This window comes from Janthinobacterium sp. 61 (assembly GCF_002846335.1).
Classification (GTDB): domain Bacteria; phylum Pseudomonadota; class Gammaproteobacteria; order Burkholderiales; family Burkholderiaceae_D; genus Janthinobacterium.
Map to the genome: position 1 here is coordinate 4,078,148 of NZ_PJMQ01000001.1, position 11,711 is coordinate 4,089,858.

At 54.9% G+C, this 11,711-nt stretch carries 4 protein-coding genes, 2 tRNA genes and 3 rRNA genes; 2 read left to right on the forward strand and 7 right to left on the reverse strand.

The window, feature by feature from the left end; translation table 11 throughout:
* Window positions 1–29: 29 nt before the first annotated feature.
* On the forward strand, window positions 30–602 hold the full coding sequence (locus CLU92_RS18545) for an acyloxyacyl hydrolase (RefSeq protein WP_243857911.1): 573 nt from the start codon (window positions 30–32) through the stop codon (window positions 600–602).
* Between the two features lie 132 nt (window positions 603–734).
* Here CLU92_RS18545 and rrf read toward each other — a convergent pair.
* From rrf to CLU92_RS18570, 5 genes are all read right to left on the reverse strand, one after another.
* Window positions 735–847 (reverse strand): 5S ribosomal RNA (gene rrf, locus CLU92_RS18550).
* 149 nt (window positions 848–996) lie between these two features.
* Window positions 997–3,872: ribosomal RNA gene (locus CLU92_RS18555) — 23S ribosomal RNA — on the reverse strand.
* A 249-nt stretch (window positions 3,873–4,121) separates the two neighbouring features.
* Window positions 4,122–4,197 (reverse strand) — tRNA-Ala (locus CLU92_RS18560).
* Between the two features lie 67 nt (window positions 4,198–4,264).
* A tRNA-Ile gene (locus CLU92_RS18565) sits at window positions 4,265–4,341 on the reverse strand.
* A 98-nt stretch (window positions 4,342–4,439) separates the two neighbouring features.
* Window positions 4,440–5,970, reverse strand: a 16S ribosomal RNA gene (locus CLU92_RS18570).
* Together the 16S, 23S and 5S rRNA genes with 2 tRNA genes alongside form the textbook arrangement of a ribosomal RNA operon.
* Before the next feature lie 602 nt (window positions 5,971–6,572).
* Between CLU92_RS18570 and CLU92_RS18575 the strand changes: the two genes are divergently transcribed.
* Window positions 6,573–8,561: a sigma-54-dependent Fis family transcriptional regulator gene (locus CLU92_RS18575; RefSeq protein ID WP_257561122.1), complete on the forward strand. Its 1,989-nt coding sequence runs from the start codon at window positions 6,573–6,575 to the stop codon at window positions 8,559–8,561.
* Window position 8,562: 1 nt separating this feature from the next.
* Here the strand turns inward: CLU92_RS18575 and CLU92_RS18580 are convergent, their stop codons facing one another.
* Both CLU92_RS18580 and CLU92_RS18585 read right to left on the reverse strand, forming a co-directional pair.
* Complete coding sequence (locus CLU92_RS18580) at window positions 8,563–9,573, reverse strand: FAD:protein FMN transferase (protein WP_101483098.1); 1,011 nt, start codon at window positions 9,571–9,573, stop codon at window positions 8,563–8,565.
* Complete coding sequence (locus tag CLU92_RS18585) at window positions 9,563–11,680, reverse strand: 4Fe-4S binding protein (RefSeq protein WP_101483099.1); 2,118 nt, start codon at window positions 11,678–11,680, stop codon at window positions 9,563–9,565. The genes CLU92_RS18580 and CLU92_RS18585 overlap by 11 nt, the downstream gene beginning before the upstream one ends.
* Window positions 11,681–11,711: the final 31 nt, after the last annotated feature.

Consider the following 11,711-nt stretch of genomic DNA (forward strand, 5'->3'; position numbering starts at 1 on the left):
AAGACAATAGCCTATCGGCCAATTTTACGATGAAAGCCTCTATGTTCTTCAAGAAGAATCTCCTCAAATCCATCGCCGCCGTTGCCGCGTTGATGGCGGCCAACGCCGGCTTTGCCGCCGACGACAAGCTGATCGACTCCGTCTACGGCGAATATGCCAAGGGAGTTAAGGTACAAATGGTACGCGCCGGTGTGACCTCGAACTGGGATAAAGCCTGGTTCGTATCGAATGGTACGCAGCTGAGCGGTTACTGGGATGCCAGCATTGGCGGCTGGGATGGCAAGAGCTATCAGAATGTCCCAGGCCAGCATCAAAAACTGTGGGACCTGGGCTTTACTCCCGTCTTCCGCTTTGAAAATACGAATAAGCTGGGCTTCTATGCAGAAGGCGGTATTGGCGTACACATGCTGTCGAAGCTGTACGATAACGACGATAACCGCCTGTCGACCCACTTCCAGTTCGGCGATCATATCGGCATCGGCTATATCTTCAATAACAAATGGGAAGTCGCTGCGAAAATCCAGCATTTCTCAAATGGCGGCTACAAAAAGCCAAACAGTGGCGTCAATTACATGAACGTCAAAGTCGCTTATCACTTTTAATTGATTTGATAAATGACAAAGGCAGCGCGCAGCGCTGCTTTTTTTACGCCTGTTTGCTTTGCAAGACAAAGCAGCAGACGAAAAAAAACCCCACCGGAGTCCGGTGGGGTTTTTCTCTACTGCGAATAACAAGCCTGACGATAACCTACTTTCACACTGGTTGCAGCACTATCATCGGCGCAAAGTTGTTTCACGGTCCTGTTCGGGATGGGAAGGGGTGGGACCAACTTGCTATGGTCATCAGGCATAACTTGTACTGACGGTTGCTCCCGATTGGGCAGCAGCGTCATGAATCTGGAAGAAGTATTGGTATTTACTGAGGTGTTACTGGGTAATGAGTAGTATCAACAACTCACAACGTTACTTTCTCATCCTCTGTACCTGCTAAGGTTATAGGGACAAGCCGTACGGGCAATTAGTACTGGTTAGCTTAATGCATTACTGCACTTCCACACCCAGCCTATCAACGTCCTGGTCTCGAACGACCCTTCAAAGAGCTCAAGGCTCTGGGAAATCTCATCTCAAGGCAAGTTTCCCGCTTAGATGCTTTCAGCGGTTATCTCTTCCGAACTTAGCTACCCGGCAATGCCACTGGCGTGACAACCGGTACACCAGAGGTTCGTCCACTCCGGTCCTCTCGTACTAGGAGCAGCCCCCTTCAAATTTCCAACGCCCACGGCAGATAGGGACCAAACTGTCTCACGACGTTTTAAACCCAGCTCACGTACCACTTTAAATGGCGAACAGCCATACCCTTGGGACCGGCTACAGCCCCAGGATGTGATGAGCCGACATCGAGGTGCCAAACTCCCCCGTCGATATGAACTCTTGGGAGGAATCAGCCTGTTATCCCCAGAGTACCTTTTATCCGTTGAGCGATGGCCCTTCCATACAGAACCACCGGATCACTATGTCCTACTTTCGTACCTGCTCGACTTGTCAGTCTCGCAGTTAAGCACGCTTATGCCATTGCACTATCAACACGATGTCCGACCGTATCTAGCGTACCTTCGAACTCCTCCGTTACACTTTAGGAGGAGACCGCCCCAGTCAAACTGCCTACCATGCACTGTCCCCGATCCGGATAACGGACCAAGGTTAGAACCTCAAACAAACCAGGGTGGTATTTCAAGGTTGGCTCCACGAGAACTAGCGTCCCCGCTTCAAAGCCTCCCACCTATCCTACACAGATTGGTTCAAAGTCCAATGCAAAGCTACAGTAAAGGTTCATGGGGTCTTTCCGTCTAGCCGCGGGTAGATTGCATCATCACAAACATTTCAACTTCGCTGAGTCTCGGGAGGAGACAGTGTGGCCATCGTTACGCCATTCGTGCAGGTCGGAACTTACCCGACAAGGAATTTCGCTACCTTAGGACCGTTATAGTTACGGCCGCCGTTTACTGGGACTTCAATCAAGAGCTTGCACCCCATCATTTAATCTTCCAGCACCGGGCAGGCGTCACACCCTATACGTCCACTTTCGTGTTTGCAGAGTGCTGTGTTTTTATTAAACAGTCGCAGCCACCAGTTTATTGCAACCCTTTCACCCTCATGGAGTAAACCAATCAAGCTACCGGGGCGTACCTTTTCCCGAAGTTACGGTACCAATTTGCCGAGTTCCTTCTCCCGAGTTCTCTCAAGCGCCTTAGAATACTCATCTCGCCCACCTGTGTCGGTTTGCGGTACGGTCTCGTATGACTGAAGCTTAGAGGCTTTTCTTGGAACCACTTCCGATTGCTTCGTGAACAAGTTCACTCGTCCCATCCCCTTGAATTCCGCGCCCGGATTTGCCTAAGCGCCTTCTATGAGACAGAAACTGACTATTCCAACAGTCAGACAACCTTCCGCGATCCGTCCCCCCATCGCATCATACGACGGTGCAGGAATATTAACCTGCTTCCCATCAGCTACGCATCTCTGCCTCGCCTTAGGGGCCGACTCACCCTGCTCCGATGAACGTTGAACAGGAAACCTTGGGCTTACGGCGTGGAGGCTTTTCACCCCCATTATCGCTACTCATGTCAGCATTCGCACTTCTGATACCTCCAGCATCCTTTACAAGACACCTTCGCAGGCTTACAGAACGCTCTCCTACCATATCCAATAAAGGATATCCGCAGCTTCGGTGACTGGCTTAGCCCCGTTACATCTTCCGCGCAGGACGACTCGATCAGTGAGCTATTACGCTTTCTTTAAATGATGGCTGCTTCTAAGCCAACATCCTGACTGTTTTAGCCTTCCCACTTCGTTTTCCACTTAGCCAATCTTTGGGACCTTAGCTGGCGGTCTGGGTTGTTTCCCTCTTGACGCCGGACGTTAGCACCCGACGTCTGTCTCCCAAGCTCGCACTCATCGGTATTCGGAGTTTGCAATGGTTTGGTAAGTCGCAATGACCCCCTAGCCATAACAGTGCTCTACCCCCGATGGTGATACTTGAGGCACTACCTAAATAGTTTTCGGAGAGAACCAGCTATTTCCAAGTTTGTTTAGCCTTTCACCCCTACCCACAGCTCATCCCCTAATTTTTCAACATTAGTGGGTTCGGACCTCCAGGGCGTGTTACCGCACCTTCATCCTGGCCATGAGTAGATCACTTGGTTTCGGGTCTACACCCAGCGACTGATCGCCCTATTCGGACTCGATTTCTCTACGGCTTCCCTATGCGGTTAACCTTGCCACTGAATGTAAGTCGCTGACCCATTATACAAAAGGTACGCAGTCACGGAACAAGTCCGCTCCTACTGTTTGTATGCACACGGTTTCAGGATCTATTTCACTCCCCTTCCGGGGTTCTTTTCGCCTTTCCCTCACGGTACTGGTTCACTATCGGTCGATTACGAGTATTTAGCCTTGGAGGATGGTCCCCCCATATTCAGACAGGATGTCACGTGTCCCGCCCTACTTGTCGTACGCTTAGTATCACCGGTCTGATTTCGAATACGGGACTATCACCCGCTACGGTTCCTATTTCCAGAGGATTCTTCTATCAGTCCGACTATCACGTACAGGCTCTTCCCATTTCGCTCGCCGCTACTTTGGGAATCTCGGTTGATTTCTTTTCCTGCAGCTACTTAGATGTTTCAGTTCGCCGCGTTCGCCTTGCATACCTATGTATTCAGTATGCAATACCCTAAAAGGGTGGGTTGCCCCATTCGGAAATCTGCGGATCAAAGTGTGTTTGCTCACTCCCCGCAGCTTATCGCAAGCTACTACGTCCTTCATCGCCTGTAATCGCCAAGGCATCCACCATGTGCACTTATTCGCTTGTCCCTATAACGTTAGCCTCTGAAGACCGAAGTCATCAAAGAGCGCTACAGGGATAAGAAAGTACAACGTTGTTGCTTGTTTGTTGATACATACAATCATTACCCATCGATTTGCTTTTTACGGCAAACCAATCAATAAATAATCTTTACTTCTTCCAGATTGTTAAAGAACGAAACAGCTTTGATCGCTAAAAGATCAAACCTAAACCCAAGTCTTGTTGACTGGCTTACGTTTGCACTTTCGAGTAAAACTTGGTGGAGGATGACGGGATCGAACCGACGACCCCCTGCTTGCAAAGCAGGTGCTCTCCCAGCTGAGCTAATCCCCCTGTGGGTATTACATACTGGCAGGTCTGGCTGGACTAGTGTCCACCTTACCCCCGGGTCTGTTTTTACTGGTAGGGCTGGTTGGACTCGAACCAACGACCCCCGCGTTATCAACACGGTGCTCTAACCAGCTGAGCTACAGCCCCAACGCGGAACTACTACGACTACTGTTTCTTCTTAATTAAACAGCCGATAAGTGTGAACATTTGATGCGTGAATCATTACTGATTCGTGCAAACTCTAGAAAGGAGGTGATCCAGCCGCACCTTCCGATACGGCTACCTTGTTACGACTTCACCCCAGTCACGAATCCTACCGTGGTAAGCGCCCTCCTTGCGGTTAAGCTACCTACTTCTGGTAAAACCCGCTCCCATGGTGTGACGGGCGGTGTGTACAAGACCCGGGAACGTATTCACCGCGACATGCTGATCCGCGATTACTAGCGATTCCAACTTCATGCAGTCGAGTTGCAGACTACAATCCGGACTACGATACACTTTCTGCGATTAGCTCCCCCTCGCGGGTTGGCGGCGCTCTGTATGTACCATTGTATGACGTGTGAAGCCCTACCCATAAGGGCCATGAGGACTTGACGTCATCCCCACCTTCCTCCGGTTTGTCACCGGCAGTCTCATTAGAGTGCCCTTTCGTAGCAACTAATGACAAGGGTTGCGCTCGTTGCGGGACTTAACCCAACATCTCACGACACGAGCTGACGACAGCCATGCAGCACCTGTGTACTGGTTCTCTTTCGAGCACTCCCAAATCTCTCCGGGATTCCAGCCATGTCAAGGGTAGGTAAGGTTTTTCGCGTTGCATCGAATTAATCCACATCATCCACCGCTTGTGCGGGTCCCCGTCAATTCCTTTGAGTTTTAATCTTGCGACCGTACTCCCCAGGCGGTCTACTTCACGCGTTAGCTGCGTTACCAAGTCAATTAAGACCCGACAACTAGTAGACATCGTTTAGGGCGTGGACTACCAGGGTATCTAATCCTGTTTGCTCCCCACGCTTTCGTGCATGAGCGTCAATCTTGACCCAGGGGGCTGCCTTCGCCATCGGTGTTCCTCCACATATCTACGCATTTCACTGCTACACGTGGAATTCTACCCCCCTCTGCCAGATTCTAGCCTTGCAGTCTCCAATGCAATTCCCAGGTTGAGCCCGGGGATTTCACATCAGACTTACAAAACCGCCTGCGCACGCTTTACGCCCAGTAATTCCGATTAACGCTTGCACCCTACGTATTACCGCGGCTGCTGGCACGTAGTTAGCCGGTGCTTATTCTTCAGGTACCGTCATTAGCAAGAGATATTAGCTCTCACCGTTTCTTCCCTGACAAAAGAGCTTTACAACCCGAAGGCCTTCTTCACTCACGCGGCATTGCTGGATCAGGCTTTCGCCCATTGTCCAAAATTCCCCACTGCTGCCTCCCGTAGGAGTCTGGACCGTGTCTCAGTTCCAGTGTGGCTGGTCGTCCTCTCAGACCAGCTACTGATCGATGCCTTGGTAGGCTTTTACCCTACCAACTAGCTAATCAGATATCGGCCGCTCCACGAGCATGAGGTCTTGCGATCCCCCACTTTCATCCTTAGATCGTATGCGGTATTAGCGTAACTTTCGCTACGTTATCCCCCACTCTAGGGTACGTTCCGATATATTACTCACCCGTTCGCCACTCGCCACCAGAGCAAGCTCCGTGCTGCCGTTCGACTTGCATGTGTAAGGCATGCCGCCAGCGTTCAATCTGAGCCAGGATCAAACTCTTCAGTTTAATCTCTGTTACTTTGCCATTTTATTGGCACCGTCTTGCGACGGGTCGCTCACTCAAAAAACTGACAGGCTACTTCCGAAGAAGTATCCTATTTCATTATTTCTTGTGAACATTTGATATTTTAAGTTAGACGCCAATCCGAAGATTGACGCTGCACTTACATCAAATGCCCACACTTATCGACTGTTAATTGTTAAAGAACTGTAATCGGTACTGCTTTCGCGCTATCGACAAAGCGTTGTGTTTGTCAGCTGCGAAGAAGGAAGAGTATGAAGCATTTTGCTACGTCCGTCAACTCCTTCTTTTTTCTCACCTTACTCGGCATTTGCATGCGTCGTTCAGCGAGGGGGCGAATTATAGCCCTGCACCGCACGCCCCGCAAGGGCTATTTTTCCACCCTGTGAAACAAGCCTGGCACCGCACTTGCTTATACAGGCCTATGCACTGTCCACTGATGAGAGCGACTCTGGGCCTGGCAGCAACACTGGGGACAGCCCGGTTCGCTTTGCTTTGCTCCCATCTGTGACAGGTGCTACATTATGGAACACTCTCGATATTCAAAAGAGCGCCGCATTACAGGGCCCAACGGAGGCAACGAGATCATGTATCAAACGTCCGCTACTTACCGTAGCACACCGTTCTCGTCTATTGCAGACGTGAACACCTCGCAGGCAGGACAGGACAACGTCCCCGTCATCATTGAAACTTCCCACCAGCGCTCAGTCGCCTTTGGCCTGTCGCCCACCGCCACGCCCGAATTTACGCCAGCAGGAAAATCCGATCTGTCCTTGCTGATCGAGCGAAACCGCATGCTGCACACGCACGCTCTGCCCGCGATGGAAACTCTGTACCAGCAAATCGTCAACACGCACAATATGGTGATCTTGACGGATGCCAATGGTGTGATCGTGCATTCGCTGGGCGATGATGATTTCCTGGAAAAAGCCAACCGGGTGGCCTTGCAGCCAGGCGTGGCATGGTCGGAACAAAGCCGGGGCACGAATGCCATCGGCACGGCCATCACGGAGAAAGTACCCACCCTGGTCCATGCGGACCAGCATTACCTGGCCGCCAATCATTTCCTGACTTGCTCTGCGGCACCGATCACCGACCACAGGGGCAATGTTATCGGCGTACTGGATGTCTCGAGCGACCAGCGCAGTTTTCACAAGCATACGATGGCCCTGGTGCGCATGTCGGCGCTGATGATCGAAAATCAGCTGTTTTCCGCCACCTTCGAAGATGCCATCACCGTCCACTTCCACGCGCGCCCCGAATTCATCGGCACCTTGATGGAAGGCATCGCCTCATTCACCCCGGGCGGACGGTTCTTATCCGCCAATAAGAACGGTTTGTTTCAGCTGGGCCTGTCATTTGCCGCGCTGCAATCACATACCTTCAGCTCCCTGTTCGGCTTGCCCGTGTCTGCCCTGTACGACCATTACCGCACGGCCGCACCCGGTCTGCTGAACCTGTGCATGCACAGCGGCGTGCGCGTATATGGTCGCGCGCAATTGCGCCTGGCCAATAGTGCCTTCCAGCACGGTTTCACAGCCAGCACCGACCATGGCGATATCAACGCCGTGTCGGCCCCGGTTCCCGCGCCGGCCAGCCACGCGGCCAACGCGGCGCGGCGCCTGTCCGGCCTCCGTTATCTGCGCACGGGCGATCCGCAACTGGAGCTGGTGATTGAAAAAGTCAACAAGGTATTGGGGCGCGACATTCCTATTCTTGTCATGGGCGAAACGGGGACTGGCAAGGAATTGCTGGCGCAGGCCATCCATAACGATTCGCCACGCGCCATGGGACCGTTTATCGCCGTCAATTGCGCTTCGATCCCGGAAACCCTGATCGAGTCCGAGCTGTTCGGCTATGAAGACGGGGCATTTACGGGCGCGCGCAAGAAAGGCGCCATCGGCAAGATTTTGCAGGCGAACGGCGGCACCCTGTTCCTCGATGAAATCGGCGACATGCCCTTTGGCTTGCAGGCGCGCCTGTTGCGCGTGCTGCAAGAACGCATGGTCACGCCGCTGGGCAGCAGCAAATCGATCACTGTGAATGTGGAACTCATTTGCGCCACGAATCACAACTTGCGCGAACGCATGGCCAAAGGGCTCTTTCGCGAAGACTTGTATTACCGCCTGAATGGTTTGGTGGTAAAACTGCCGCCGCTGCGAGAACGCACGGACCTGGAAACGGTCGTGAAAAAGATCCTTGCAACAGAAGCGCCCGACACGCGCTATACGGTCGCGCCAGACATCCTGCGCATGTTCCACCAGCATAAATGGCCAGGCAATTTCCGCCAACTAACGAATCTGTTGCGCACGGCCATCGTCATGGCTGGCGACGAGCATGAGATCTGTTTGCGTCACATGCCCGATGATTTCCTCGACGATGTTGAGATGACGCAAGCCCATGCCGCCAGCGCCAGCACGGACCGCATGATCGCCGCTGGCGCCAACCTGGAAGAAATGGAACAAAGCGTGATCCTCAAGTCGCTCGATGCGCATGGCGGCAACGTCTCGGCCACGGCCAGGGCCCTGGGCGTATCGCGCAATACGATCTATCGCAAGGTGCCACATCTGAAATAGCCTAAAGCAGACGGGGAAAGCCGGGCGACATCTTGCGCTGCCCCGACTTGTCGATAGTCATCAGGTCCACGCCCTGCATGTGCGCGGCCATGGCATGCGCACGCGCGGCGCCCGTCACCATGAAGGTCGTTGACAAGCCATCGGCCAGCAAGCCCGTGGGGGCCAGCACGGTCACGCTGGCCAGTTCTCCCGGCGAATCACCGTTCGCTGGGTCGAAGATATGGTGATGCACAAAGTCGGGCGTGAACGTGCATTCGTAGTCGCCCGACGTGGCCACGCTGCGCCCTTCCACTTTCAGGGTGGCCGCCAGGATTTCCCCGTCGCGCGGGTCCTGGATGCCCAAGGTCCATGGTCGGCGCGGGGAGCGCTGTCCGCGCGCAATGAACTCGCCCGTGTCGAGCAGCGCGTGCCGTATGCCGCGCGCCTGCACGGCCGCCAGCGCCATGTCCGCCGCGTAGCCTTGCGCCAGGCCATTCAAGGTCAGCGCCATGCCGGGCTGAAGAAAATGTACTTCGCGCCTGTCCCACGCCAGTTGCCGCCAGCTCACCCGCGCCTGTGCCGCGCGGCGCAATGTGTCCGTCGGCAAGCTGGCCTGGTCCGCCGCCGCGCGAAACAGCTGCCACAAAGGTTGCACGGTGATATCAAACGCCCCATCGCTCCATTGCGACAAGGCTTGCGCCTGCGACAGCACGGCCAGCAGATGCGCGTCCGGCCGGGCCAGGCGCCCATCGCGGTTCAGCTGGAAGACTTGGCTCGCTGGACTGTAAATGCTCATCAGGCGGTCGATATTCCTGGCCGCATGCAAGGCATCTTCAATGGCCAGTTCGGCCTGGTGCTGATCATGGTGCAATACGGTGACGGCGATGGTCGTGCCAAATCCCAGCGCGGCGCCTTGATAAGGCCGTACGCCGGACGCCGTGGCCGTGCCGCGCGCCATGCTGCCAGGCAAAGCCAAGCCCGCCATGCCGGCCACGCTGCCGATGGCGGCGGAAATAAACGTCCTACGCTGCATTGCTGCTCTCCTCTGCCGTGGCCCGGACTATGGGAATGGTGCGGGCACGCTTGATTTCCAGCATCAAGGGAGCGCATTTTTCATCGCTGGCGTAAATCACCACGCAATCCATACACTGAAAACACTCACCGTAATCGACTTTCCCGCTGGGCGCGATGGCGTGATACTCGCAACGGTGGCGGCAAGTCTGGCAAGGCGTGCCGCATTCCTTGCGACGGGGAATCCAGTTGAATAGGCGAAAGCGCCCCAGCAGCGCCAGCGCCGCGCCAAACGGGCACAGGTAGCGGCAAAAGAATTTGTAGGAAACACTGCTGAGCAGCAGCAAGCCCACGGCATACGCGACGAAGGGCCAGGCGCGCACAAAATTCAGGGTAATGGCCGTCTTGAACGGCTCCAGTTCCACCAGCTTGTCCGTGATTTGGCTGGAAAACATGCTGCTGCCAAGAATGGCCGCCAGCAAGCCATACTTGATCCATTTCAAGCGCCCGTCGAGGCGTGGCTTGATCTTCCACTGCGGCAAGCGCAGCCACTGGCCCAGCTTGCCAGTGAATTCCTGCAGGGCTCCAAACGGACACAGCCAGCCGCAAAACGTGCCCCGTCCCCATATAAATAGGCTGAGCAGCACAAAAGCCCACAAGATCACCGTCATCGGGTCGAACAGGAAAAAGCCCAGGCTGCGCCCCGCCAGCAACGCCTGGATGACGCCCGTAATATTGACGATCGATAGCTGCCCCTGCGCGTAGTAGCCGATGAAAGCGATGGTAAACAACAGGAACAGATTGCGGAACCAGGTAAATTGCCGCCCATCGCGCACCAGGCGTTTCTGCCAGGCCAAAGCGCCGGCCAGCAGCGCCAGCCCGGCGACCAAGAGCAGCAGTTCAGCCTTGCGGTTCTTCCACGTGCCGCGCCACGTGGCATCGTCGCCTTGTGGCGCGATATAGAAATCGGCGGGCAAGCGGTAGCTGAAATCCACGTTGCGGGCGATGCGTTCCGGATACACGATGCCCTTGTTGCGCGTGATAGGGAGAGAAAATGCCAGCGGGCTGGCCGGATCAAGCCCCGCCTGGCTGATGATGCGAAACACGGCGACATTTTCAGTCGGCAACGCCCCGCCCTCCGACAAGTGCAATTCCAGGTCCAGGTCCAGGTCGCGCATATCGATGGGCAAGCCATCCTGCTTCAGCAATAGCCGGTCGGGGACGGTGCCACGCACGAAATCGTCGCCCAGCACGCTGTAACGCCCGCGCGACATCACGAGGATGGCGTGGTCGCCCTCGTCTAGCCGGTTGCGCAGCTTGTTCCAGCTGCGTTCCGTCAACAGCTTGCGTCCCACCGTGGGCACGGATACATAGGCCAGGTACAGGTCGATAAACACGCCGTCCGGCGCGCGTGTGGCTTCCACATCGAGTCCCGCGCCGGGACTGCCGGCAAACAGGCTCTCCACATCCTTGTTGCTCAGGCGTACATGCTGGATCAAGCCCTGTTTGAGCATCTGCGCCATGCTGAGTTTTTCAAACACATCCATGCGGATACGGGCGATCTGGTCGGGGTCGCGTCCTTGCGCGAAGCCAAGTTTTTTGCGCGACACTTTCAAGGCCGAGGCCAGCACGCTTTGGTTGATGATGCGCACGGATGCCGTGGCCTTCGATACGCCATCGATATCGGCGTGGGTGGGGTCTGGCGCGCGTTTCTTCTTGGCATCGATGGCGATATTCTGTTTCAGCGACAAGCCCTGATACTGTTTGACGAATTGAAACAAAGGCGCTTCTCCCAGGCCATCGAGAAACACGGGCTCATGCTGCGATAGAACAGACACGTCCAGAAAACTGCCCTGCGGATTAATGGCGATCAATAAATTGACGGGCACACCGGAAAAGCCGGGGATGGGCGCCAGGTCCACCGATTCAAAAACATAGCCGACCAGTTCGATGGCCGTCGCGTTTTGCCTGAACAAGGGCCAGACGACCAAATCGGTCTCCTTGTCACCGACGACGATGGGAGCAGGAAAGCGCCGTGCCAGCTCGGCCTTGGTGAGCACGCCCGCCCACGCCTGGCCCAGGATAAACAGGAATAGCCAGCATCCGATGAACAACCGCATTGTCCGCATGCACTACGCTCCATGCGGCGCCCTGTTGCAA

Bases quoted from the DNA above. Each gene is read 5' to 3' on its own strand.
- CLU92_RS18545 (WP_243857911.1), top strand. From the start codon at position 30: ATGAAAGCCTCTATGTTCTTCAAGAAGAATCTCCTCAAATCCATCGCC.
- CLU92_RS18575 (WP_257561122.1), top strand. From the start codon at position 6,573: ATGTATCAAACGTCCGCTACTTACCGTAGCACACCGTTCTCGTCTATT.
- CLU92_RS18580 (WP_101483098.1), bottom strand. From the start codon at position 9,573: ATGCAGCGTAGGACGTTTATTTCCGCCGCCATCGGCAGCGTGGCCGGC.
- CLU92_RS18585 (WP_101483099.1), bottom strand. From the start codon at position 11,680: ATGCGGACAATGCGGTTGTTCATCGGATGCTGGCTATTCCTGTTTATC.